This window comes from Frankia sp. CgJB1, assembly GCF_977947065.1.
In genome coordinates this window covers 23,974-47,337 of record NZ_CDWTNB010000011.1, presented here as the reverse complement: position 1 = coordinate 47,337, position 23,364 = coordinate 23,974, and the positions used below count along the sequence as shown (strand labels likewise).

Annotated in this window: 21 protein-coding genes, 1 tRNA gene and 1 pseudogene; 8 read left to right on the top strand and 15 right to left on the bottom strand. The window is 69.9% G+C overall.

The window, feature by feature from the left end:
• The 3 genes and pseudogenes from AC08OT_RS02825 to AC08OT_RS02815 all read left to right on the top strand — a co-directional run.
• On the top strand, positions 1–311 hold a 311-nt coding region (locus tag AC08OT_RS02825), incomplete at its 5' end, for an ImmA/IrrE family metallo-endopeptidase (protein ID WP_476602503.1).
• A 31-nt stretch (positions 312–342) separates the two neighbouring features.
• A pseudogene (locus AC08OT_RS02820) lies at positions 343–951 on the top strand (recombinase family protein); the annotation flags it as partial.
• Positions 937–2,157 carry a recombinase family protein gene (locus tag AC08OT_RS02815; protein WP_476591963.1) on the top strand — a complete coding sequence of 407 codons (1,221 nt, stop codon included), beginning with the start codon at positions 937–939 and terminating at the stop codon, positions 2,155–2,157. The pseudogene AC08OT_RS02820 and the gene AC08OT_RS02815, both read left to right, overlap by 15 nt.
• 109 nt (positions 2,158–2,266) lie before the next feature.
• Here AC08OT_RS02815 and AC08OT_RS02810 read toward each other — a convergent pair.
• Positions 2,267–2,343: transfer RNA gene (locus tag AC08OT_RS02810), tRNA-Ala, on the bottom strand.
• A gap of 83 nt (positions 2,344–2,426) precedes the next feature.
• The gene (locus AC08OT_RS02805; protein ID WP_476591958.1) at positions 2,427–2,957 is read right to left on the bottom strand and encodes a hypothetical protein; all 531 of its coding nucleotides are present in this window, start codon (positions 2,955–2,957) and stop codon (positions 2,427–2,429) included.
• Positions 2,958–3,804: 847 nt separating this feature from the next.
• Here AC08OT_RS02805 and AC08OT_RS02800 point away from each other — a divergent pair.
• Both AC08OT_RS02800 and AC08OT_RS02795 read left to right on the top strand, forming a co-directional pair.
• Entirely contained in the window at positions 3,805–5,133 is a 1,329-nt protein-coding gene (locus tag AC08OT_RS02800) for a phosphoribosyltransferase family protein (RefSeq protein ID WP_476591957.1), read from the top strand.
• Positions 5,134–5,169: 36 nt separating this feature from the next.
• Positions 5,170–5,382, top strand: a complete 213-nt coding sequence (locus AC08OT_RS02795) for a DUF1918 domain-containing protein (protein WP_462187797.1) — start codon at positions 5,170–5,172, stop codon at positions 5,380–5,382.
• 10 nt (positions 5,383–5,392) lie between these two features.
• Here AC08OT_RS02795 and AC08OT_RS02790 read toward each other — a convergent pair whose 3' ends face one another.
• The 3 genes from AC08OT_RS02790 to AC08OT_RS02780 are packed head-to-tail and all read right to left on the bottom strand — an operon-like array spanning position 5,393 to position 7,568.
• A complete protein-coding gene (locus tag AC08OT_RS02790; RefSeq protein WP_476591956.1) occupies positions 5,393–6,118 on the bottom strand; it encodes an ABC transporter ATP-binding protein in 726 nt (241 codons plus the stop codon).
• Positions 6,115–7,131 (bottom strand): ABC transporter permease, encoded by a 1,017-nt coding sequence (locus AC08OT_RS02785; protein ID WP_476602507.1) that lies wholly within the window; start codon positions 7,129–7,131, stop codon positions 6,115–6,117. The genes AC08OT_RS02790 and AC08OT_RS02785 overlap by 4 nt, the downstream gene beginning before the upstream one ends.
• Before the next feature lie 29 nt (positions 7,132–7,160).
• Positions 7,161–7,568, bottom strand: coding sequence for a TOBE domain-containing protein (locus AC08OT_RS02780; protein ID WP_462187801.1), 408 nt, complete (start codon positions 7,566–7,568; stop codon positions 7,161–7,163).
• Between the two features lie 238 nt (positions 7,569–7,806).
• Here AC08OT_RS02780 and AC08OT_RS02775 point away from each other — a divergent pair, with 238 nt between their 5' ends.
• Together AC08OT_RS02775 and AC08OT_RS02770 are read left to right on the top strand one after the other, a co-directional pair.
• On the top strand, positions 7,807–8,298 hold the full coding sequence (locus AC08OT_RS02775; protein WP_476591955.1) for an NUDIX hydrolase: 492 nt from the start codon (positions 7,807–7,809) through the stop codon (positions 8,296–8,298).
• 252 nt (positions 8,299–8,550) lie between these two features.
• Positions 8,551–9,117, top strand: coding sequence for a hypothetical protein (locus AC08OT_RS02770; RefSeq protein ID WP_476591954.1), 567 nt, complete (start codon positions 8,551–8,553; stop codon positions 9,115–9,117).
• Positions 9,118–9,145: 28 nt separating this feature from the next.
• Here the strand turns inward: AC08OT_RS02770 and AC08OT_RS02765 are convergent, their stop codons facing one another.
• The 3 genes from AC08OT_RS02765 to AC08OT_RS02755 form a co-directional block, all read right to left on the bottom strand.
• Complete coding sequence (locus AC08OT_RS02765) at positions 9,146–9,940, bottom strand: hypothetical protein (protein WP_476591953.1); 795 nt, start codon at positions 9,938–9,940, stop codon at positions 9,146–9,148.
• An 11-nt stretch (positions 9,941–9,951) separates the two neighbouring features.
• On the bottom strand, positions 9,952–11,241 hold the full coding sequence (locus tag AC08OT_RS02760; protein ID WP_476602502.1) for a protein kinase family protein: 1,290 nt from the start codon (positions 11,239–11,241) through the stop codon (positions 9,952–9,954).
• Between the two features lie 250 nt (positions 11,242–11,491).
• The gene (locus AC08OT_RS02755) at positions 11,492–12,241 is read right to left on the bottom strand and encodes a TetR/AcrR family transcriptional regulator (RefSeq protein WP_476591951.1); all 750 of its coding nucleotides are present in this window, start codon (positions 12,239–12,241) and stop codon (positions 11,492–11,494) included.
• 212 nt (positions 12,242–12,453) lie between these two features.
• On the opposite strand from AC08OT_RS02755, the gene AC08OT_RS02750 reads away from it, so the two are divergent.
• Complete coding sequence (locus tag AC08OT_RS02750) at positions 12,454–14,019, top strand: MFS transporter (RefSeq protein ID WP_476602501.1); 1,566 nt, start codon at positions 12,454–12,456, stop codon at positions 14,017–14,019.
• A gap of 59 nt (positions 14,020–14,078) precedes the next feature.
• Here the strand turns inward: AC08OT_RS02750 and AC08OT_RS02745 are convergent, their stop codons facing one another.
• The 7 genes from AC08OT_RS02745 to AC08OT_RS02715 all read right to left on the bottom strand — a co-directional run bounded on the left by AC08OT_RS02745 (position 14,079) and on the right by AC08OT_RS02715 (position 22,977).
• Complete coding sequence (locus tag AC08OT_RS02745; RefSeq protein ID WP_476591949.1) at positions 14,079–14,912, bottom strand: acyl-CoA thioesterase domain-containing protein; 834 nt, start codon at positions 14,910–14,912, stop codon at positions 14,079–14,081.
• A gap of 287 nt (positions 14,913–15,199) precedes the next feature.
• The gene (locus AC08OT_RS02740) at positions 15,200–15,604 is read right to left on the bottom strand and encodes a VOC family protein (protein WP_476594834.1); all 405 of its coding nucleotides are present in this window, start codon (positions 15,602–15,604) and stop codon (positions 15,200–15,202) included.
• Between the two features lie 130 nt (positions 15,605–15,734).
• Positions 15,735–16,880: a family 43 glycosylhydrolase gene (locus AC08OT_RS02735; protein ID WP_476591947.1), complete on the bottom strand. Its 1,146-nt coding sequence runs from the start codon at positions 16,878–16,880 to the stop codon at positions 15,735–15,737.
• A gap of 72 nt (positions 16,881–16,952) precedes the next feature.
• Positions 16,953–18,533, bottom strand: coding sequence for a SulP family inorganic anion transporter (locus tag AC08OT_RS02730; protein ID WP_476591946.1), 1,581 nt, complete (start codon positions 18,531–18,533; stop codon positions 16,953–16,955).
• A 110-nt stretch (positions 18,534–18,643) separates the two neighbouring features.
• Positions 18,644–19,459 (bottom strand): DUF305 domain-containing protein, encoded by an 816-nt coding sequence (locus tag AC08OT_RS02725; RefSeq protein WP_476591945.1) that lies wholly within the window; start codon positions 19,457–19,459, stop codon positions 18,644–18,646.
• A gap of 40 nt (positions 19,460–19,499) precedes the next feature.
• A complete protein-coding gene (locus AC08OT_RS02720) occupies positions 19,500–20,999 on the bottom strand; it encodes an FHA domain-containing protein (RefSeq protein WP_476591944.1) in 1,500 nt (499 codons plus the stop codon).
• A 193-nt stretch (positions 21,000–21,192) separates the two neighbouring features.
• On the bottom strand, positions 21,193–22,977 hold the full coding sequence (locus AC08OT_RS02715) for a glycoside hydrolase family 15 protein (RefSeq protein ID WP_476591943.1): 1,785 nt from the start codon (positions 22,975–22,977) through the stop codon (positions 21,193–21,195).
• Positions 22,978–23,364: the final 387 nt, after the last annotated feature.

Sequence of the window (23,364 nt, the reverse complement as noted above, 5' to 3'; positions counted from 1 at the left end):
ATTACGAATTCCTAGACCACACGGTCGCAAAGGTCATCTACGCCAGACTCGGCGCGGGTGACGAAGGCCGCCGGAAGAAGCAGGTGGAGCGGATATGCGACCACTTCGCCGCCTGTTTCCTGATGCCACGGCCATGGGTGAAGCGGGCGTGGGCCGGAGGTCTGCAGGACATCGAGGCGCTGGCGGAAATGTTCAAAGTATCAGTGAGCGCCATGAGGACCCGGCTGTGCTACCTCGGATTTTTGGATGACGAGGAGCGACCGGTGGCGAGCTACTTCAGAGCCGAAACAACGGAACCGTGCCCGGCGTAACAAAAGCAAGAAGACGAAAGGAACATCGTAGATGAACAGTATTCGCTACTTCCGCAACGACATCCCGACAGCCGGGCAGGTCAAACGGGCCGTCGTCTATCTTCGCGTATCGACACCAGGTCAGGTCAAGACCGACTACGACCCGGAAGGCATCTCCCTGCCGGCCCAGCGGCGCAAGTGCGCCGAGCAAGCCCGAGAACTGGGAGTCGAAATCATCGACGAATACCTGGAACCCGGCCGCTCGGCTACCGCCATTCACAAGGGATTCGGAATGAAATAACTTGTTCACTTCGGGGTCCTCGCGAGCCCGTGACCTGCGAAGACGCATATTGGCTTGCATTAATTACTTCATTACGAATTCAAGCGGCCTGAGTTCAAGAAGATGATGGCACGTATCCGCGAGCGCCACGACGTCGACTACGTCATCTTCTACTCGCTGTCGCGCATGCACCGGAACTGGGCCGAGAACGGTATCACCCTCGCTATGCTGCGCGAACTCAATGTCACCATGATCTCCGCGACCGAGAAGTTCGACGACACCCCGCTCGGCGAAGCCATGCACGGATTCCTCGCGGTGTTCAACGGCTTCCAGTCCCGCGCCAACGGCGAAGACATCCGCTACAAAATGGGCGAGAAGGCCCGCCACGGCGGCACCATCGGCCAAGCTCCCCTCGGCTACCTCAACGTCCGGGAGAAATTCGAGGGCCGCGAGATCCGTACGATCGCCGTCGACCCGGTGCGGGCGCCGCTCATCCGACTGGCTTTCGAGCTGTACGCCACCGGAAAATACAACTTCCACTCGCTACGCAAAGCACTCACCGAGGCGGGGCTACGCACCCGGCCCACCCCTATGCGGCCCGAACGCCCGGTATCGATCCACAAAATCGGCGACATGCTACGCGACCGCTACTACCTCGGTTTTGTCAGCTACCAGGGAACCGAAGTCACAGGCCGCCACCCAGCCATCATCGACCAAGACCTGTTCGACCGGGTACAGAAGGTCTTGATCGCCGACCGCGGCGCCGGCACCCGCCAGCGGACCTATAACCACTACCTCAAGGGCGTCGTCTGGTGCGGTCACTGCGAACGGCGCCTGATCATCTCCGGCGCGAAGAACCGTCACGGCATGCAGTACTTCTACTACATCTGCCGTGGACGGCAGGACGGCACCTGCGACCTCCCCTACTTCAAAGTCGAGGATGTCGAGGAGGCAGTACTGCGGCACTACTGCCACGTGCGAGTGCCAGACGACGTACAGCAGCACCTACACGCCACCATGCAGGACGCCGTCAGCAACGGCGAGGACAATGCCCGGCAACTCCGGACACAGCACACCAGGCGGCTGAAGGACCTCGACCGGCAGGAAGACCGCTACCTCGACCTCGTCGGCGATCCTGACTGGCCCAGAGAGAAGATCACTTCACGGCTGCGGGCCATCCGCGAGGAGCGGACCAAGATCAAGCGGCAGCTTGACAACACCGAGGCCGAGCTTGAGGTCGGCTACCAGATCGTCACCGGAATGCTCGACCTCCTGGCCGACCCGCAGGAGCTGTACCGGACGTCAAACAAGCGCACCCGCAGCGTGCTCAACCGGGCGATTTTTACGAAACTGTTCCTCGACACGGACGGCAACGGCCCGCTGGTCGTCGCCGACGAGCTGACCGAGCCGTTCGAGACGGTGGTGTACCTACGGCGGGAGGCACGTGCCGAGCTTGCAACACCGACAGGTTCCAGCGTCGTAGAGCCTTCCGCCGAGACCGATGAAGCGCCTGCCGACGACGGACGCGAGACCACGGACCGGCTACGCCGCCGCTTCGCGCTGGCGTCTGCGCGCTACGAGCGCTGAGACGACAGCGGCGCCCTCCTTACGGAGGACGCCACAATCTATGAAATTGTCACCGTTTCGGGCCTGCTCGACTACTCTCTGTGTAGAGCGGGTTCGAGTAAGACCGAAATGGTGGAGGTGAGGGGACTCGAACCCCTGGCCTCCTCCGTGCGAGGGAGGCGCTCTACCAGGCTGAGCTACACCCCCTGGAAGCATCTGAAGCTTACAGGACCGCGTAGCCCATGTGACGACCACCCCGGTTCGGGTGGATCGCCGCCTCCGGCCGGCCGTCAGCTGATGCTGATGCCCTCCTTGCCCCGAGCCCTCGACCGGGCGGCCGGCACGGCGACCTCCCGGGCGAGATCTGGCTGGATGCGCTCTGACAGGGCGAGGCCGGACCGCGTGACGGTGGCCATCAACCGGTCGAACAGGGGGGCTGCGGCGGCTGGCCGGAGCAGCCCCGCCTCATGGCCGCACCATCCCCACACGCGAGTGCCGTCGATGACAAGCTCCTGGTCCGGCTCGGTGCCCCGAGGGAAGGCCAGCCGAGCGTCGGTCGGAACATCCGCCGTGTCGAGCGGGTGGTGCGTCCACAGTTGCAGGGACTCCTCCGGGCACCACGCCTTGTCCCGGACGGCTATCTGCCATACCGCCGGTCCGGGCCGGTACAGGGCGAGCCGGATCGCCGTTCCCCGGCAACGGAACAGCAGACCGACCCCGTCGGGACGAACACCTCGTACCTCGACGGGTACCGGGGAGCTCCCCGGGCAGACGAGGTATCCCTCGCTCCGCAACCGGGCCATCCACGACTCGAAGGTCACAGCGAACGCTGCCTTCCTGATAGTTCTCGATAGCTACACAGTGATTGCGTGATGATTGCGTAGTAGTTGCGCGGGTCTGGGAAGTCCCAGCGGGGGATCGGCCGGTCGGGACCGGACCAGCCGCCAAGGCCGGACCAGCCCGGCTGACCCTGGCGGCACGGCCACAGGTGACCGGGGCGGGTAGCGGGCTGGCACGCGACGGGAGAAGACGGAGACGGCGTGACCTGGCTCATCCGGCGGAGCGCATAGCTCAGCCGGTCATCCGGGAGCGCGCACGGAGCACTCCGGCGAACGACCCGGCCAGGGGCAGGACGGGAGTCCGGGAATACGGATGATCGACAGCTGCTTCACCCCGGGAGCAAAAAGATCACTCGTTCAGGTCTGGCACCGAGCCCCGAGGCCCCTCGCGCCCAGAACGGTCCCTGAGTTACAGGACCGGTGCGCTCGTCGCGCGTGCGGCGAGCCTCAGTGGACGCGAGGGCTGGGACAACACCGACAGCGCCCTGGACAACAGACCTCTCGCCACGCCCAGTGAGGGGCGGAGCCGGGCTGCCAACGGAGCGTCACACCTTTATTATGCACGGCATCCCGGCCGGGCGTCGGAGCGCAAGTGGTCGCCGGAGATCGGTTCAGGAGCATGCGGACACGGTGATTCCGACTGTCCGGAGCGTCTCGACGATCTTTGCACCGCACGCCGCGAACCGTGTATCGCTCGGATCGGGGCAGGTGCCCCGGGACGGTGTGGGTCGGTATCCCGGCGACTAATCGGGGAACGACGACCACAGGACGATGTCCGGTCCGGACGGCGAGCACGAGGAGCCCGCCCGGCCGGCACGAGGAGGTTGTCGTGATCTTCGATAGTCGGGAGGAGGCCGGCCGGCAGCTCGGGCAGCGGCTGGCGCATCTACGCGGCCGTGACGTCGTTGTCGTCGGGCTGCCCCGCGGGGGCATTCCTGTCGCGTTCGAGGTGGCGCGGGCGCTGGAGGCCCCGCTGGATGTCATCCTCGTCCGCAAGCTCGGTGTCCCCTTCCAGCCTGAGCTCGCGATGGGTGCCATCGCCGAGGGTGGGGTGCGGGTCGTTAACGAGGAGGCCCGGCGGCTGGCTAACGTGGGGCTGGACGAGTTCGCCGCGGTTCAGGCGCGCGAGTTGGTGGAGCTTGATCGTCGGGCCCGGCGGTTCCGGAACGGCCGGCCGAGGATCCCGCTCGCCGGGCGGACGGTGGTCGTGGTGGACGACGGGATCGCGACCGGCTCGACGGCCTCTGCCGCGTGCCAGGTCGTGCGGGCCCAGGGAGCCACCCACGTGGTGCTGGCGACCCCCGTTGCCCCCCGTGACCGGATCGGCTGGCTGCGCCGGCAGGCAGACGAGGTGGTCTGCGTCCAGACGCCCGACGTCTTCTTCGGTATCGGCGAGTTCTACGCGGACTTCTCCCAGACACCGGACGAGGAGGTCGTCGACCTGCTGCGCCGGGCCGCGCTGACGATGCCGGTCGGCGGCGCGGTAGCCGACCCGTCCGGCGGCGATGTCGAGGTCGACATCCCCGTCGGTCGAGTGCGGCTCGCCGGTCGGCTCACCGTGCCTGACCAGTCCCGGGGAGCGGTCGTCTTCGCTCACGGCAGCGGCAGCAGCCGGCACAGCCCACGTAACCAGTTCGTGGCCCGCGACCTCAATGCCGCGGGGCTCGCGACCCTGCTGTTCGACCTGCTCACCCCGGACGAGGAGCGTGACCGGGCGAACGTGTTCGACATCGGGCTGCTTGCCCGGCGGCTGATCGACGTGACCGGTTGGCTGCGCGGCCAACCGGCGACGGCTGCCCTCCCCATTGGTTACTTCGGCGCCAGCACCGGTGCCGCCGCGGCGCTGCGGGCCGCCGCGGAAGGGGGGTTCCCCGTCGCGGCCGTCGTGTCGCGGGGCGGCCGACCGGACTTGGCCGCGGCGCAGCTGACCGCGGTACGCGCCCCGACGTTGCTCATCGTCGGTGCGCGGGACGATCTGGTCCTCGAGCTGAACCGGCAGGCCCAGGCCCGACTGCTGGGCTGCGAGAACCGGCTGGCGATCGTCCCGGGCGCCACGCACCTGTTCGCCGAGCCGGGTGCCCTGGAGCAGGCGGCCGCGCTTGCGCGTGACTGGTTCGTCGATCACCTGGCGTTGGCCGGCCATCCCGGTCGCGCCTGACCGGGTACTGACCTGACTTCCGCGCGACGCCGGGCGATGCGTGCCCACCCGGGCGACACTCTGGTGGTCCACCGTCACACCACCCGGCAGCCGGACCGACTCGGCGAGGTCTTCGAGGTGCGCTCGGCGGCGGGGGATCCGCCGTTTGCGGTCCGCTGGTCCGACACGGGGCACGTCAGCTTCGTCTACCCGGGTCCGGATGCCGAGATCCGTCACCGCGGCGAGGAGGCACGCAGCGGGGCCGGCTGAGCAGCCCGGATCAGTCCTGGTCGACGACCCGCCCCGCATCGAGGGCGAGGGTGCGGTCGGCGAGAACCTCGGCGTCCGTGGGATCGTGCGTGACGATGAGCACCGGAGCCGCCAGTGTCGGTAGCACATTGTGCAGGAAGGACCTGACCTCGCGGCGGGTCGCGGTGTCGAGCGCGGCGAGCGGTTCGTCGAGCAGCAGCAGTCCGGGCCCCGGCGCCAGCGCCCGCGCGAGCGCCACCCGTTGCCCCTGGCCGCCGGACAGGGCATCCGGTCGTCGGTCGCCGAGATGGCCGATCCCGAACCGTTCCAGCCAGGTGTCCGCGGACGCCCGGGCGTGCCGCCGGCCCTGGCCGAGGCGGGCCCGCAGGCCGAAGGCGATGTTGTCGCGGGCCCGCAGGTGTGGGAACAGCAGGTAGTCCTGGAAGACCATGCCGACCGGCCGCTGTTCGGACGGGACGAAACGGTGCTCGGCCGGGTTGTCGAGAACCTCGCCGCCGAGGGTGATCCGGCCCTCGTCGAGCGGGAGGAGGCCGGCCAGGACCCGCAGCAGCGTGCTCTTGCCCGCCCCGCTGCGGCCGAGGACGGCGACCGTCTCCCCCCGTGCCACGCTGACCTTGACGTCGAGCACGAACTGGCCCTGTCGCACTGTCATCAGCGCGCTGAGCCCGGCTGACGCCGGATCCAGGCCGGGGGCGGGGGGCGCCGCCCGCGCCGAATCTCCGGGGACGGTGTTCACGGGATGCCCCGCTCGAGCGCCTCCGGGGCGGCGTCACGCGTTCCCCGGTTGCGTAAAATCCGCCGGGCGCCGGGGAACCAGCGGCCCCGCAGTGCCACCAGAACTCCGACGCAGACCGCGAGCAGTACGAGTGACAGCGCGATGGCTGTGTCCGAGTCCGTCTCCAGCGCCAGGTAGACCGCGAGCGGCGTGGTCCGGGTGGTCCCGGGGAAGTTGCCGGCGAACGTGATCGTGGCCCCGAACTCGCCGAGGGCGCGAGCCCAGCACAGCGCCGCGCCGGCGGCCACCGCCGGCGCCGTCATCGGCATGGTGACTCGGCGAAACGTCATCCACGGCCCGGCACCGAGGGTGGCGGCGGCGTCCTCGAACCGCCGATCGGCGCTGTTCAGCGCGCCCTCGACGGACACGATGAGGAACGGCATGGCCACGAAGATCTGCGCGATCACCACGCCGACGCTGGTGAACGGGATGGTGATGCCGAACCAGCCATCGAGGTACTGGCCGACGACGCCGCGCCGACCCAGCACCAGAAGCAGGGCCACGCCGCCGACCACTGGCGGCAGCACGAGCGGGAGGGTGACCAGGGCGCGCAACAGGGACCGGCCGGGAAAACGGGTGCGGGCCAGCAGCCAGGCCAGGGGGACACCGAACAGCAGCGACAGCGCGGTTGTGGCGGTGGCCGTCTCCACTGATAGGAGGAGGGCCTGCCGGACCGCGGTCTCGGTGAGCAGATCGGGCAGGGCGGACCAGGGGGCGCGGACGAGCAGGCCGACGAGCGGCAGGAGCAGGAACAGGCCAGCGATCCCGGCCGGCACCAGCAGCGCCCAGGACATCCGGCGGCGCGTTTCCCGGCGAACCGTGCGGCGCGGACGTCCGCCGGTCCGCGGGTCACCCGGCCGGGGCGCCCGATCGCGCAGGCTGAACCGGCCGTGCGAGCTGAACCGGCCGTGCGGGCCGACGGCCCGTTGCTCCGGCTGACCCCTTCGAAGGAGCGAACCGCCGCGGACCGACACGGCGGGCAGGCCCTTCTCGCTGATCGGGATCAACGACGCTCGGGTAGCTCGATGACGACGTTGGTCGACTTCACCGCGCCGACCGCGAGGACGCCGGCTTCCAGCCCGAGTTCGTCGGCGGCCTCCCGGCTCATGAGCGAGACCAGGCGATGCGGGCCGGCCTGGATCTCGACCTGGGCCATCACCGCGTCGCGCACCACGCGGGTGATAATGCCGGGGAAGCGGTTACGCGCGGATTCGGCGACGACCGGTGTCTGGGCGGCGGTCTGCTCGGTCGCCAGATCCTTGGCGAATCCGGCCAGGGTGCCGCCTTCGATCGCCCGGCGGCCGGCGTCGTCTAGGACGGTTGGCAGTCGGCCGCTGTCCGCCCACCGGCGGATGGTGTCGTCACTGACACCGAGCAGCGCGGCGGCCTCGCTGATCCGGAATCTCGGCATGGGGTGATCGTACCCGAATCTTCGGGAGAGTCGCGACGTATGATCCGAAATTACGGTGAAATTACATAAAAATATCCGCTCATGCGGGTCAGGCGGCGAGGTGGTCGGATTGACGGGACCGTGTCCTCGACCGACCCGATGCCGGCCGGATGACCGGTTGGCGCATCACGATCTGGTCCGGCGGGGCACGATGCGGAGGTTGCCCCTCTCGGCCCGACTCGCCACTCCTGGAGCACCCGTGACACCGCCCGCTTCCAAACCGACCGTCACCGCCACCACGTCCTACGGCGACCTGGTCGCCGGCCCCGTGCGGATCAACGCGCGCGCGCTGCTCGTGACGGGTGATCGGGTGCTGCTCGCCAACGAGCGTGGCCAGAAGTCGTTCCACTTGCCAGGAGGCCGGGTCGAGCCGGGAGAGACCGTGCAGACGGCGCTGCGCCGGCTGCTGAACGAGCAGGCCGGGATTGAACTGGACTACCTGACGTTCGTGGGCGGTATCCAGAACATCTCGATCGAACGCGGTGAGCGGATGGGGGTGCTCGACGTCGTCTTCGCCGCTGACCGGTCGTGGGGCGCCGACTTTGGGAGCAGGCTGAATGATCTCGATATCGTCTCGGTGTCCCTTGGGAGCCTGCTCGACCTGGAACTAAGGCCCGCCGACCTGCGCCGACTGGTCCCCGGCTGGCTCACCAACACCCGTCCGGCCTGGTACGAGTCGGCCAGCCGCTGACCGTAGGCGCGCATCCTCGCATTCGCACGGTTGACCTCATCTCGACTTCAGGTTCTAGCGCCCGCACGCCCGCATGCCCGCGGGTCGGAATGCGGCCGGATGAAGGAGCCAGGCGACCCGCGCCACAGCCCCGTGACAGGCCCGATCCGGTGACGAACCACCCTGGCCCCGGATCCCTTGGGTACATTCGCCCGGTGTTCTCTCGACGCCGACCCTGGCCGTCGCGGTCCGCATCGGGCGCTGCATCGCGCGATGGTTACCGCTGTTTCCGTCGTCACCGCCGGACGGGGTGACAACGGCATGGTCGTCATCGGGGTGACGGGCCACCGGGGGCTTTCCGACGGGCAGGACGAATACACGGCCGGCGAGATGCGCCGGGTGCTGGCGCCTCTCGCCGCGGCCGGGTTGACCGGGATCAGCTGCCTGGCCGAGGGAGCGGACACTATCTTCGCCGACGTGGTCCTCGAACTTGGGGGCCGGCTCATTGTCATGATACCCGCGGCCGGTTACCGGGACTTTCAACCCGCTGCGCATCGGCGCGACTACGATCGGCTGCTCGGCCGCGCCACCGAGATACGCAGCCAGGACCGGGCGAAGCCCGATCTGCCCAGCCTGATGTCGGCGAGCCGCCTTCTGGTCGACGCATCCGACCAGGTCCTCGCGGTGTGGGACGGTCTGCCGGCGTGTGGCTTCGGGGGTACGGCGGACGTCGTCTCCTACGCGCGCTGGCGACGCAAACCCCTCCAGATCATCTGGCCCGACGGTGCCGTGCGGGCGGGGGTGACCTCCGTCGCCGGTTCGAGCGAACGACAGCGGTAACCGTCAGAGGCCGCCGCGGGGCTGGGGACTACCGCGGGGCCAACGTCACGACGTCCACCTGCACCGGGGCGAGACTCCTCCTGGCCGGAGCCGGAGCCGGAGCCGTCGTGGCCGGTGGCCGGGTGGCGGCCGGCCGGGTCGTTGCCGGCTGGGTCGGGGGCTTGGTCGCCGTGGACGTCACGGAAGCTCCGCTGGCGGTTGTTGCCGCGCGGGTGGTCCGGCCACCGGCGGCCGGGGTGCCGGTGGCCGGGGTCCTGGCCTCGATCGGCCCGGCAGCCACTCCTTCCGCCGCTGCGGACGGCTTGGTCGGCACCGGCGGGGCGGCGGCGAGAACGGGCGGCGCCTGGTGCGCCGGCGGGGAGGCCGCCGGCACCGGGCCGCCAGAGGAACGCCCCGGCGGCGCGGATCTGCCACCCGCCGCGAGGCGCAGGGTGTTCAGGGCGAAGTCCTCCGCCGCCAGGTCGTTCTGCTGTTCCTCTTTGGTCGGGCCGAGGACGGATCCGCCGCCGAGGGTGCTGGGCCCACCTGAGCCGGGTTCGTCCACGGCGGGGCTGCCTGACGCGGCGGGCCGGGGGGCGGCCGGTGCCCGCACGGCCGGGCGGCCCTCGCGGGATCCGGACCGGCCGCTGCTCGGAGTGTCCACGGTGCCGCCGTCGTCCGGCTGTGACTCGTGCAACGGAGCACGCGCACCCGTGGTCACGTCGTCGGGCGAGGAGTTGAGCCCCGCGGCGGTGGCTGCGGCCGCCACCGCTGCCACCGCAGCCACCGCGAATGCGGCGACCGGGCGCATCCGGGACCGGCGAGCGCGAACGAGCGAGTCCACCGGCAGGCGTTCTACCCGTGGCTCGGCTGCCCGCCTCGCTGATGTGGATCCCACCGATGCCGCTCGTCCGGCCTCCGCTCGTCCGGACTCCGGACGAGCGGAGGCCGGACGGCGGTCCGGGGGCGGGAGCTCCGGCGGTGGCAGTGTCGGGAGCGGTGGCAGCGCCCGGGCGGCCATCGGGTCCGGGACACTCCGGGTGGGGCTCGGTGCCCGCCGACCGGTGCTGTGCCGCCCGCCCGTGGCCGTCCTGAGGGGAGCCCTTCCGAGGGGAGCCGTCCGGGTCGGTGGTCGAGGATCGGTAGGCTCAGGCCGCGGATCCGCGCCTGTCGTCGCGGCGCCCGCCCGCCGTGAGCCGTGGCGGCCTGCGGGCCACGGCCCCACGCCGCTCGGGTCGACTGCGGCTTCGATCCGGAGAGCAGCGCCAGCAGCTCGGCGGTGTCGGGCAGAGAGGCCCCGTCGGCCTGTCGCACACGGGCGAGCGCCCGCCGCACCCCCTGGCCGATGGGAGCCGTGTGCTCCGACCGGTCGGCGCGGCGTCGCCCGGCCCGGGCCGCGGGTTCGACGGACCCGCTGGGCTTTCCCGTCGCGGCCAGATCGACGATCCCGGCCCACGCGACGATGTCGGCGGCGGGGCCATCCCAGCCACTCGCCGCGGGGCCGTAGCCATAGCCGGGCACGTAGCCGGGGCTGTTGGGGGGAGGCCGCAGGTGGCCGGAGCGCCCGGCGACGACGTGCGGCGTCCCGGGCGCCGTCCCTCCGGCCGAGCCGGCCGCGGGGGACAGCAGCAGTGGTCGCAGGGCCGCCGCGACACCCAGGTCGACCAGCCGCGGCCCGGTAACAGAGAGCACGATATCCGTTGCTGTCAGGTCGCCGAGTGCGCCGACCGTGCGGTGCGCCGCATCGATGGTCTCCAACAGGATCCGGGCGAGGCGGTCGATCTCGTCCGAGGACAGCGGTCCGCGTTCGGTGAGCTCGCGGGCCAGGGTCGGGCCCCCGACGAACTCCGTGACCACGTATGGCCGCTCGGCGTCGGGCGCGGCGTCGAGCACCCCGCAGGTGTGTGCCCCGGCCAGCACGCGAGCGCGGTCGATCGCCGCCGCGAACCGGGCCCGCATGTCCGCGCGCAGGGCGTTGCCCGGGTGCAGCGCGCGGATCGCGACCTGCGCGCCTCCGACAGCACGGCTCAGATAGACGATGCCGGTGATGCCGGCGTCCAGCCGACCGAGCAGCTGGTAGGGCCCGAGTGAGGTGGGCTCGCCCACGGCGAGCGGCGCGACGTGACGAGGTAGCCGAGCGGTCATGGTGATGATGCCCCGAATGCGGCTCGTGGACGGTCAGCGACGTTTATTCGCTCCGACGGTAGCTACTCCAGTCGTGTCCGTGAAGGCCGCTACGCATCCTTCTTCGCACTTCTTCGTATCCGCAGCGAATTCGGCATCCGCCGGACGCCGGCGGGCACCGGGCGCGAGCACAGTGATCATCGTCGGCGGAACATTGGTCGGCTGTTCCCCGGTCGGCTATTTCCCGGCCAACCGATGATCGGCCAACCGATCATCGGTTGGCCGGGGGCTCCGGCGCGTACGCGACGGCGATTCCGTCGAGAAGCCATTTCAGCGCCTGCTCGAAGCGCGGCACCGTGTATCCGCAGCCGAGGGCGGCGAGGGCGCGCAGCCGTGGGTACTCCTTCTCGGCGGTCTGCGCGTCCTCGGTGGTCTGCGCGCGGTTGAGGACCTGGACGGAGAAAACCGGTCCCGCCATCGGGACACCGGGGCGATCCTGGGAGTCGGCCGCCGGAGGCCGTCGGCGGTCGAAATCCTCATCCTCCCGGTCGCCGAGTTCGCGCAGCGTGCAGCCGACCACCAGATCATTAAGCGAGTGGATGATGCGCAGCTGGTCCTGCGGATCATCGGTGATCTTCGAGGCTACGGTCAGGCACTGCTCGATGTGCCGCAGCTTGTTGGGACCGAAATCCCGGCGGATGCCGATCCGAAGGGCCCAGGGATGTTCCTGGAAGGACCGCCTCGCGCGCCGGGCGATCTGGGTGAGGCCGTCCCGCCAGTCCTCGGGAACCTCGTCCAGCAGATGCCCAGCCAGGAACGCGTCCCACATCAGGCCGGTCAGTTCGTTCTTGTCCCGGACGTGGTGGTAGAGCGTCATCGTCCCGACGCCCAGATGTGCGGCGATCCGCCGCATCGACACCGCCGTGAGCCCCTCCGCGTCGGCGATCTCCATCGCGGCCAGGGCCAGCCGTTCACCGCTCAGCGGCGTCCGGCATCCCGGTGGGGTGGACACCCGTCCCATCGGCTTCCCCTGGGATCGCCCCGGGGCCGCACTCGGCGGCGCCGCCATCGCCACTCACCTCCTGGCAGGACGCCTCCTGGCAGGACGCACAGGCTGCCGTTTTGGCGTTGGTACATCGTACGGCGTAGGGTTGGCTCACTGCTCGTACGGTGTACGAAGACTGGAGTTGTATGAAGGCTGGGGTTAGAGGTATCGGGTGATGACAGGTTCGGATGAGGGCGGTTCGGACGAGGGTGGTGCCGTGGTCGGCAGGAGCCGGTACCGGGGCGGGTGCCTCGCCGGGAGGTGGCGCACCGCCGGGCCGGGGGATTCCGGGCTGGGCCGTGCTGGCCGTCTGCTGCCTGGCCCAGTTCATGGTCGTTCTGGACATTTCGATCGTGAACGTCGCGCTGCCGTCGATGCAGACCGATCTCGGGATGACGGCGAGCGGCTTGCAGTGGGTGGTCAACGCCTACACGATCGCGTTCGCGGGTCTGCTGCTCTTCGGCGGCCGGGCGGCAGACCTGTTCGGTCGCCGCCGGGTGTTCGTGGCCGGGCTGGCGCTGTTCACCCTGGCGAGCCTCGGCGGTGGTTTTGCGCGGACCGAGGCGCAGCTCATCGTCGCCCGGGCCGTGCAGGGGCTGGGCGGGGCCGTGCTCGCCCCGGCGACGCTGACCCTGTTGATGATCTCCTTCGCCGAGGGGTGGGAGCGGATCCGGGCGTTGGGCGCGTGGGGCGCCACCGCGGCCAGCGGCGGGGCGCTCGGCGCGATCGTCGGCGGTGCGCTGACCGAGGTCGCGAACTGGCGGTGGGTGCTGTTCGTCAATGTGCCGATCGGGGTGGCGCTCCTCGTGGCCGTCCGGCTCGTGCTTGTCGAGTCGCGGGGCCAGTTGAGCCGGCTGCGTGATCTTGACATTCCCGGCACGGTGACCGTCACCGGGGGCCTGGTGCTGTCGGTCTACGGCATCGTCCGCACCGAGAGTTCCTCCTGGACGTCCCCGGTCACGCTCGGGATGCTGGCCGGGGCGGTAGTGCTCCTTGCCGCGTTCGTGGTCGTCGAGGTCACGACCCCCGCCCCGCTGGTGCCGCTGAGCATCTTCCGCTACCCCGGGCTCGCCGCAGCGAACGCGGTCGCCGCCTTCCTCGGCGCCGCGATGTTCACGATCCTCTTTTTCCTCACCCTCTTCCTCCAGCAGGCTCAGGGTTACAGCCCGCTGCGCACCGGGGTGGCCATGCTCCCGATACCACTTATGGTCATCATTGCCTCGCGGATCGTCACCCGGATGATCGGGCGGCTCGGTCCGCGTCCGATCATCGTGTTCGGTCTCATGAGCGGAACGGCAGGTCTGCTCTGGCTGTCGACGATCACCCGGGACGGCTCGTACTGGGTGCACGTGTTCGGCCCGGTCCTGATCATCGGGTTGGGGGTGGGCTCTGTCATGGTCGCGATGGTCGCCGCGGCCACGGCGGGCGTGCCGATGCGCCTGGCGGGCCTCGCGTCCGGTTTGATCAATACCAGCCGCCAGATCGGCGCGGCGATCGGCCTCGCCGCGGTGTCGACGATCGCGACCAGGTATACCGACGGCCGTCTCAGGCACGGGGCCGCGCGGCTCAACGCGCTGGCCTCCGGCTACTCCCTCGGGCTGTTCATCGGCGGCTGCGTCCTCGCCGCCGGGATCCTGGCCGCGCTGCTGCTGCCCCGTGTCCGGCGGCCCGAGCCGGAGCCGGTCCTCGGCGCGGCGGAGAAGACCGCGTCCGGGGCCTCGGACGACGAGGACCAGGCACTCGCGGAGGTCTGATCCATCTCCATCAGCCGCGCGGACATCAGATCGTGGATCTGCGCAGCAGCCCGACGAGCTCACTGCCCGCGCGTAGCTCCCCGTCCGGGCCGAAGACCTCGACACGGCCGATCGTCCGGCCGTGGCCCGCGTGCAGGGTACGCACCCGGGTCCCGGACGTCCAGGTCGTCGTAGAAGGTCACATTCTGCGAGAGGACGGCGACTGCCAGGCGCTTGGTGGGGGTCAGGCCGGTGACGGCCAGCAGGTCGGACAGCGGCAGCAGCTCGCAGCTGTGCGCGATGAACGCCCTCCACAGGGACCGGTCCTCCGGCGCCCCGGGGATGCGCTGCCATTGGTCCAGCTGATGGGTGCCCGCCCGGGGAAGCACCCGAACCTCCCAGGGCATCATCGGACGGTCGAGGGGGCTGGCGTGCTCCGGGCCGAGGAAGTCGGACTCGGTGGAGCGCAGGCGCAGGAAGTCCTGCTCTGGGGAGCGGAGCATCACGTCCGCCTGGCAGATCTGCAACGAGTCTTGTCGGAAGGTCAGGGCCAGGGAGTCGATCGACCGCCCGTGGGCCAACCGCTCGACGTCGATCCAGACCGGTTGGCGGCAGTCGCCGGGGCGCATGAACACCGTCTGCAGGCTGTGCGTGATCTTACTGGGGGTCATACGCTCGGCGAGAACGATCTGCTGGCCGAGCAGCTGCGCCCCGAGGACGCCGCCGTGTGTGCTGAGCAGGCATCGGGCCGGCACCGGCGGAACATCCCCGCCGAGGTCGAGAACTGCCAGTAGTTCACTCAGAGTGCACTGGCCGGGCGCCGGCGCCCTATCGGCCTGATCCTGCGCGCCGGCCTGTTGCTCGGGGGTCTCACCAGCTCGTGCGTCCGTCGTCTCCGCGGATTGTGTACCCACAGTGCACCCTTCCCGCGGACGCTCGCCAGGTGAGAATGCCGCGGTATCCTTGCCGGATGCCCGCGCTGGACGCCCAGGTCGGGGGACCGTGACCGGTCGCTGCACTCTCTGCCGAATTGTCACACGTGGATCATGACTTCGCCCGGCGCGGAGCCTCGCGGCAAATATCGGCCTATTCGCCGCCGACTGCTGGTCACAGTGGCGCACGTCACATTCCATTGAGCCCGTATGGTAGATAAAGGTTGCTGCTTATCGGTTTGTCCGCCGATTTCGGACTGTTACCGATCTCAGACTGCTCTGGAATCTGCTTCGAATCCCCCGTAGGAGCGGGTGATGATCTCCATGCCGTGGCCGGCCGGGTCCAGGAAGTACAACCCCCGTCCGCCGTCATGATGATTGATCTCGCCCGGGTGCTTGCGGTGTGGATCCGCGTAGTAGGTGATCCCGGCCCGCTGGATCCGCTCGAACGCCGCGTCGAACTCCTCCTCGGCGATCAGGAACGCATAGTGCTGCGCAGTGATCGACTCAACCGGTGCGGTGGTGAAGTCCAAGGTGACACCGTTTGCGGTGACGACCGGGATGAACGGTCCCCACGCGGCGCCGACCTTGAGACCGAGGATATCCGCTAGAAACTCGGCCGATTCCCGGTTGTTCCGGGCATGCACAATAGTATGATTCAGCTCGACTGGCATATGGACCTTCTCCGTAAGTCGCTTTGTCGGCACTTCCAGGGCCCGTGGTCCTCGGTGGAGATACCGGGAATGCTCGGATTCGGAATGTCGTAGTCCGCGAAGACGGCGGGGAGCCGGCCCCACCACCTAATTATCCCACCCGGTCCTCGCCGTCTACCCGGTCCTCGTGCTGCCGGCGGTGCTCGTGGGATGGGTGCTCGTGGGATGGGTCATGCTCGTCCGGATCAAGCACCCGTCCTCGGACGAGGGAGTCGACGTGCAGCGTCACCGCGTCCCGGGTGACGTCGAGCGGAGCGACGACGAACCGACCGATTGGCAGGTAGGCGCCGTCGGGCCGGGAGTCCCAGCTGTGCAGCCCCACCCACCAGCGGTCCCGCGCGTCGGTGAAGGCATGGGCCCCGCTCGGTCCGAAGCCGACCTTTCCCCCGGTCAGCATCGGTTCGTCCGCCGGCCGGCAGGGCCCGAGCGGCCCCTTGCACGACGCGGTCGCCACCACCTGCCGTCCACCGAGCGGCGACGCGGCCGAATAGAGCAGATGGTGACGCCCGCGGATTGAGATCATCGATGGTGCCGAGATCCGCCCCTGCTGCCAGGACAGGCTCGGGCGGAGCATGACGGCGGGTTCGCTGGCGAGCACGAGTCCGTCGGGTCGCAGCCGCTGCGCCCACAGCGTGGGCGGCGCGCCGTGGTTCCGGTCCGAGCCGCCGCCCGCCCCGGGGCTTGCCCAGGCCAGGTAAGCGCGTCCGGCTTCGTCGACGAAGGGGCTCGGATCCGAACTGCCGCCGTCCGCGGTCTGGCAGATGAAGGGCGCGAGAGAGGTGTCGACGAACGGACCGTCGGCGGAGTCGGCGGTCGCCGCGGAGATACAGCGGACGCCGAGGCCACGCACGGCCGTCGCGTAGTACATGACGAACCCGTGGCCGAAGGCGCCGACGGCCGCCGGGCCGAGGCCGCCCGCGGGGTCGGCCCAGGGCGGCAGGGCGTGCAGCGCGGCCGGCTCGATCGTCCAGCTCCGGCGGTCCCGGCTGGAGAGCACGTCGACGGTGCCGGGGGAGTCCGGGTCCACGCCGAAGGCATAGGTCGTCCGGTTGTGGGTGATCAGGGACGGGGTCGAGAACTCGATCCCGGGGACGAGGACGGCCCGGGAACCCGGGCCCGGACCGGACCTGGCAACGTACAACCCGCCTAGGACGATGATGATGACGACCACAGCGGGCTGGCGCCGAGTGAAGTCGATCAGACCCTGAGTGAGCCCGGCGCCCCGCTCTCCGGCCATCCCGCCACCATCCTCAGCGTAAGTATCTGAGTGAGCATCTAATGGCGGAGTGTATTCACGATCAGCTCGACTTCACCGGACGCGGGTCGGTGCCGGCTCGGTCGGTGCCGGTTCCACCTGGGCCGGCTCGGCGGACAGCTTGTGCAGCAGGGTGGCACTACGGGCGTTCACCCCCACCAGGCTTACCTGCGTGCCGCGTTCGCGGTACTTCGCGCACACGTCGTCGAGGGTGGTGACCGCCGCCGAGTCGAGAAGGTGGGCTTCCGAGAGGTCGATGACCACCCGTCCGGGATCGCGCGCGTAGTCGAAGGCGTTCACCAGATCACTGGTCGAGGCGAAGAACAGCGTGCCCTGGACGGAGTAGATCCTCTCTCGGCCCTCCGGGTCGAGCACGCTGGTCACCAGCGCCAGATTCGCGGCCCGGCGGGTGAACAGCAGCGCGGCCAGCACGACGCCCACCCCAACGCCGTAGGCGAGGTTGTGGGTGGGCACCACGACGGCGACGGTCGCCACCATGACCGCGGTCTCGCTGCGGGGCATCCGGCGCAGCGTCGAGGGCTGGATGCTGCGCCACTCGAAGGTCATGACCGACATCATGATCATCACTGCGGCCAGCGCCGACATCGGGATGACCCGCACGAGGTTGCGCAGCGGGACGACCAGCATGAGCAGGAAGCCGCCGGCGGCGAAGGTCGACAGCCGGCCCCGCCCGCCCGAGCTGACGTTCACCATCGTCTGGCCGATCATGGCGCAGCCGCCCATCCCGCCGAAGAAGCCGTTGACGATGTTGGTGATCCCTAGGCCCCGGGATTCGCGGTTCGGGTCATGCGTGGTGTCGGTCAACCGGTCCACGATCTGCGCGGTCAGCAGCGTCTCCACCAGGCCGACGGCGGTAAGCGCCACCGCGTACGGGGCGATGATCTGCAGTGTCTCCCAGGTCAGCGGCACGTCGGGCACGCCGGGGACGGGCAGTGAGCTCGGCAGCCGGCCCTCGTTGCCGACGGCGGGGACGGAGATGTCGAAACCGGCGGTGACGAGGGTGAGGACCGCCACCGCCACGAGCGGCGGCGGGACCGCTCTGGTCAGGCGGGGGACGGCCAGCAGGATGGCGAGGCCCGCGGCGACGAGGGCGTAGACCTGCCACGACTTGCCGATCACGTGCGGCATCTGCGCGGTGAAGATGAGGATGGCCAGCGCGTTGACGAAGCCGATCATCGCGGCCCGCGGGACGAACCGCATCAGCCGTGCCACCCCGAGCCTGCCGAGCACGAACATCAGCAGGCCCACCCCGATGGTCGTCGCCAGCAGGTAGTTCAGGCCGTGGTCGCGGACCAGGGGGGCGGCGACGAGGGCCATGGAGCCTGCCGCCGCCGAGATCATCGCCGGGCGCCCGCCGGTGAACGCGATGACCACCGAGATGGTGAACGACGCGAACAGACCGACCTTCGGATCGACCTCCGCCACCACGGAGAAGGAGATCGTCTCCGGGATCAGCGCGAGCGACGTCACCAGGCCGGCGAGCAGTTCCACCCGGACGTAACGAACCCCCGGCCAGTGGCCGGTGAGGCGGCGGGAGTAGCAGGGGCCGCCGGGGGCCGTCCGGCGAACGAAGCCCCCGGCGTCGGCGGCCTCTCGGGCGGTTGCACCAGGCATGGCGGCGGCCTCCCCTGCCCTGCGACGAGGGGGCTACCTTCCCCGAGTCCGGTTAGTCCCACTTGACTATACAAAGACGGTTTCGTCGTCACAGCGGGTGGGTTCGCCGGTCAGGCCCGAGGCGCGCCGAGGCGTACCAGATCGCGCTGCATCTGGTCGATCTCCATCGACTGGGCGAGCACCATCGCCCTGGCCATCGCCCGTACCCGGTCCTCACCGGCGTGCATCGCCGCGTACTGGGCCATGGCCAGCCCCCCACGATGGTGGCGCACCATCAGGGTGAGGAAGAGGACGTCGAGGTCATGGCCCCGGATCGAGGCCAGCCGTTGCAGCTCGGCGGGGGTCGCCATGCCCGGCATGCGCGCGGTGTCCCGCGGGTCGCTGGACGCGTCCTCCGCCGCATCCTCGGCCAGGCCCGGCATGTCCATGCCGGGCCTGGCGGCGCCGTGACCGTCATGACCATCCTGCCCGCCCGAGGCCCCGTTGACGGTGCGGGAGTCCCGCATCCACCGCATCGGTGTCCCGGAGGTGGACTGGGGCCGTCCCCATCCGGACAGCCACGAGGACATGATGCCGATCTCGCGTTGCTGGGTCAGCGCGATGTCCTGGGCCACGCTGCGGGTGTCCTGGTCACCGCTGTGACTGAACTCGATCATGGCCATCTGCACTGCCTGGGCGTGATGCTCGGACATGTCCCGGGCGAAGCCGACGTCGACCGACCCCTCAGCCGGTGGCCGGCTGGCGAGGTTGCCCAGCGCCGCGCCGGCCGCCAGCAGGCCGGCTACCACGGCGAGCATCACCGGCGCCCACCACAGCCGGCTTCGGGCCCAGCGGCGTCGCGGCCGCGCGTCACTCCCGCGCGCCGCATCGCCGTCGCTGGCCGGCAGGTCGTCGCCGGCTGGCCGGTCGTCGTTCGCCGTCGTCATGATCACCTCGATTGGGCGGGTGAGTTGCCCGGGCAGGTGGTCAAACGTGCAGGTGGGAGTTGAACACGAACGTCCGCTTGCCTACCTGGACGCGGGTGCCGGGGATCAGGGGAGCCGGCTGGTGCGGGCTCAGCGGCGTCCACACGGTCGCCTCCGGCGGGGCGATGTAAGTGCCGTTCGCCGAACCCTGATCGGTGATGACCGCGTCCCAGCCGTTGAGGGTGATGATGGCGTGTACCCGGGAGACCGCGCTCTCGCCGTCCTCGACCGGCAGCGCCCGTGCCTTCCCGGCCCGGACCGCATCGTCGCGGTCCGGCTGGCGGCCGATCACCAGGTCCATGTCGACGTTCATGGTCTGGCCGTCGTCGAAGACGAGGACGCCGACGGGCGGCCGGGGGCCCCAGACCGTGCGGGTGTTCTGCTGGGCGAGCGACAGGCCGCACTCGGAGCAGTACGGCGCCTGCGGGTGGTTGAAGTGGCCGTTGGCGCACAGCACGCCCTCGACCTGAGGCTCGCCGCTGCTCGGCAGCATCGTCGGTGCCTCGTCGTCCTCGATGAGGTCGGAGACGGTGAAGCTCTGGCCCGGGAGCTGGGTCAGGGCGTCGTGCTCGTCGTCGGTGAGGTCGTCGCCCAGATCGTCGGAGAGGCCCTCGGGGTGGCCGACGGGCCCGGCGTGGCCGGCGTGGCCGTGCCTGCCACCCAGATCGCTCCCGGCACGCGGGATCGAGTCACGCTGGGCCAGCTCGGTGGGCGGATCCTCGTCGAGCTCGTCGAGCTCGTCAAGGTCGGCCGCCTGCGTCGGTTCGGCGGCGGCGCGGCGCCGGTGGGCCTCCTCCTCCTTGCTGAGCAGGGGGGCGAGCGCCGGCGGGGTGGTCGACATCGGATCGGGGGCGCGAGTTCCCGGCGTGGGGATGGGCGCGGCGCCGGTCATCGGCTCCCGGACCGGATCGAACCCGGCAAGCAGCTGCTCGGCGGAGGCCTTCGGCGCGGGCAGCGACGGCGTGTCGCTGAGCAGCAGACTCACCCCGATCCCGGGCACGGCCCCGATGCGCAGGTCGAGCGGGAAACCGAGATCGCCGAGCCCGCCGGGGAAACCCGTCGGCCCGACCATGCCGGTGGGGCCGACGTCGATCCGGCTGATCTCGGTGGGCAGCAGCCGGTCGACCCACGTGGCCGAGTCGACGCCGGAGAGCGTCACCCCGGAGCTGCCCGTCGCGACGACGTCCATCGCCCCGTGGACCAGCGCGGCGACCCGGTCATTGACCGTGGTCAGCAGGCTGAAGTCGGGCACCCGATCCGGATCGGCGTCGGCCAGCAGCCCTGCGACCCGGCGCACCAGCCGGCGACCCATGGTCGACGCGGTGGCGCCCACCTCGGCGGCGACCTCGGCGCACAGCGCCAGCAGCCTGATGGTCGTCTCGGCCGTCTCCGACCGGCCGGCACGGGCGACGATGAGTGCGCCGGGCAGCCGGACGACCACTCCCGCCCGATCTCCGCGCCCGGATTCCACGACCACCCGGAAACGGTCCAGTCCCGCCATGACCTCGCCCCTCGTATCCCGCACCTCGAAGGATCCCGACCTTGAAGGATCCCGCACTCCGAACATCGGTGCCGATCTTCAGGCTATCGGCTCCGGTGCGTATCCTCGCCGCCTATCCTGCCGTGCCGCGCCGGCACCGGAAACCGCCCGTCACCGCACACCCGTGGTCACCGCACACCCGTCCTCGGGTCGGTCACCCCAGCGCGCGGTCGAGATGGATCGCGGCACTGATCAGGGCGAGGTGGGTGAACGCCTGCGGGAAGTTGCCGAGCGCCTCCCCGGAGGAACCGATCTCCTCGGCGTAGAGCCCCACGTGGTTGGCGTAGGTGAGCATCTTCTCGAAGACCATCCGGGCCTCGGCGACCCGACCGGCCCGGGTCAGTGCCTCCACGTACCAGAACGAGCACAGGTTGAAGGTGCCCTCGTCACCCGTGAGGCCGTCGCTGCCGTCCGCGGCGTACCGGCGCACCAGACTGTCGCTGACCAGGTCCCCGCTGAACCGTTCCAGGGTCGACAGGAACCGGGGGTCGGTGGGGCCGGAGAACTTCACCAGCGGCATGCACAGCAGGGATGCGTCCATCCGTGGTGAGCCGGGGAACTCCATGTAGGCGCCGCGGGTGGGGTTCCACGCCTCGTTCTGGACGAACCGGTAGGCCTGCCCGGCGTAGTCCTTCCATTCGTTCGTCGGCCCGGGCAGGCCACGCTGGCGCGAGATCCGGCAGGCCCGTTCGAAGGCGACCCAGGTCATCACGACTGAGTAGGTGAAGCGCTGGCGCCCACCCCGGGTCTCCCAGATGCCCTCGTCCGGTTCGTCCCAGTGCTTGGCCAGCCAGTCGAGCTGGCGGCCCAGCGCCTCCCAGAGCTGGAAGGAGATCGGGACCTGCTTGTTGTACAGGTACACCGAGTCCATCAGCTCGCCGTAGATGTCGAGCTGGAGCTGTGTGGCGGCGGCGTTGCCGACGCGCACCGGCTTCGAGCCGCGATAGCCGGACAGCTGGTCGAGGACCAGCTCGTCCAGGTCGGCGTTGCCATCCACGCTGTAGAGCACGTAGAGCCCGGAGTCCTTGGGTGCCTCGTGACATCGCTGTTCGAGCCAGTCCATGAACGCCGCGGTCTCGTCGGTGAAGCCGAGCGCCATCAGCGCGTACACCGTGAAGGCCGCGTCGCGGATCCAGGTGTAGCGGTAGTCCCAGTTGCGCACGCCGCCGAGCTCCTCGGGTAGCGAGGTGGTCGGCGCGGCCACCAGCGCCCCGGTGGGCCGGTAGACGAGCAGTTTGAGGACGAGAGCGCTGCGTACCACCATCTCCCGCCACCGGCCGTGATAGCGCCCGCGCCGGATCCAGGCCTGCCAGTAGTTCAGCGTCCGGGTGAACAACGTCTCCGCCTCACCGATGATCAATGGGCGGATGGTCGAGTTCCACTCGAGCACGATGTCGGCACACTCGCCCATCGCCAGCTCGAACTCGGCGACCACGGCCGTGGCCTCGACGCGCAGCGGCAGGGCCGTGCGCAGCACAAGGGTGCCGGCGGTCGACTCGAACACCGCGCCCGAACCGGGTACCAGGGTGACGGTGTGCGGGGCTCGGCCGTAGTCGAACCGGGGGTCGCAGCGCAGCCGGAACGTGGCGGTTCCACGCACCGCTCGCGCCTGGCGGACCACGACGTGCGGCGTCTCGGTGACGTCGCTGTCCACCGGGACCATGAAGTCGATGACCTCACCGACCGCGCGGGGGGCGAGGAAACGGGTCATCAGGATGTTCGAGTCGGGTAGGTAGAGCTGCCTGGCCCGGGAGTCCGGACAGTGGATGCGGAACGATCCGCCACGGTCGGCGTCCAGCAGACTCGCGAAAACCGACGGCGCGTCGAAGCGCTGCGGGCAGTACCAGTCGATCGTGCCGTCCGTGGCGACCAGGGCCACGGTACGCAGGTCGCCGATGACCGCGTGCTCTTCAATGGGCGGATAGTCGGTGTCGGGCATTCGTGGGCTCTGCGAAACGTGACCGGCCGAGGTCGGCCGCGGGGGTTGCGGGACAGGGGGAGGATGGACCACGTTGTCGCGGCCCGCCGGGAGCCGCCCGCGTCCTCCGACTGCCGCCGGTCGCCACGCGATTCGGTGGCAACCAGGCGAAGGTAACCCGTTGCGGAGCCCACGGGACCATGACCGGGCGTAAGCCACAGTGGCCGCGGCGAGCCGGTGAACGTGCGATGCCGGCGGTGGTTCGCGGCCACATCGGTGACTACCAGGATCGTTGGGACCGGTTCACCGGTGGGGAACGGTAGTTTCCGGTGCGGGTGTGCGGGTGTGCGGGTGTGCGGGTGTGCGGGTGTGCGGGTGTGCGGGTGTGCGGGTGTGCGGGTGTGCGGG

Coding starts and splice junctions, on each gene's coding strand:
- AC08OT_RS02815 (WP_476591963.1), top strand. CDS start 937: ATGGGCGAGAAGGCCCGCCACGGCGGCACCATCGGCCAAGCTCCCCTC.
- AC08OT_RS02795 (WP_462187797.1), top strand. CDS start 5,170: ATGCGTGCCCACCCGGGCGACACTCTGGTGGTCCACCGTCACACCACC.
- AC08OT_RS02780 (WP_462187801.1), bottom strand. CDS start 7,568: ATGCCGAGATTCCGGATCAGCGAGGCCGCCGCGCTGCTCGGTGTCAGT.
- AC08OT_RS02770 (WP_476591954.1), top strand. CDS start 8,551: ATGGTTACCGCTGTTTCCGTCGTCACCGCCGGACGGGGTGACAACGGC.
- AC08OT_RS02760 (WP_476602502.1), bottom strand. CDS start 11,241: ATGACCGCTCGGCTACCTCGTCACGTCGCGCCGCTCGCCGTGGGCGAG.
- AC08OT_RS02755 (WP_476591951.1), bottom strand. CDS start 12,241: ATGGGACGGGTGTCCACCCCACCGGGATGCCGGACGCCGCTGAGCGGT.
- AC08OT_RS02750 (WP_476602501.1), top strand. CDS start 12,454: ATGAGGGCGGTTCGGACGAGGGTGGTGCCGTGGTCGGCAGGAGCCGGT.
- AC08OT_RS02740 (WP_476594834.1), bottom strand. CDS start 15,604: ATGCCAGTCGAGCTGAATCATACTATTGTGCATGCCCGGAACAACCGG.
- AC08OT_RS02735 (WP_476591947.1), bottom strand. CDS start 16,880: ATGGCCGGAGAGCGGGGCGCCGGGCTCACTCAGGGTCTGATCGACTTC.
- AC08OT_RS02730 (WP_476591946.1), bottom strand. CDS start 18,533: ATGCCTGGTGCAACCGCCCGAGAGGCCGCCGACGCCGGGGGCTTCGTT.
- AC08OT_RS02725 (WP_476591945.1), bottom strand. CDS start 19,459: ATGACGACGGCGAACGACGACCGGCCAGCCGGCGACGACCTGCCGGCC.
- AC08OT_RS02720 (WP_476591944.1), bottom strand. CDS start 20,999: ATGGCGGGACTGGACCGTTTCCGGGTGGTCGTGGAATCCGGGCGCGGA.
- AC08OT_RS02715 (WP_476591943.1), bottom strand. CDS start 22,977: ATGCCCGACACCGACTATCCGCCCATTGAAGAGCACGCGGTCATCGGC.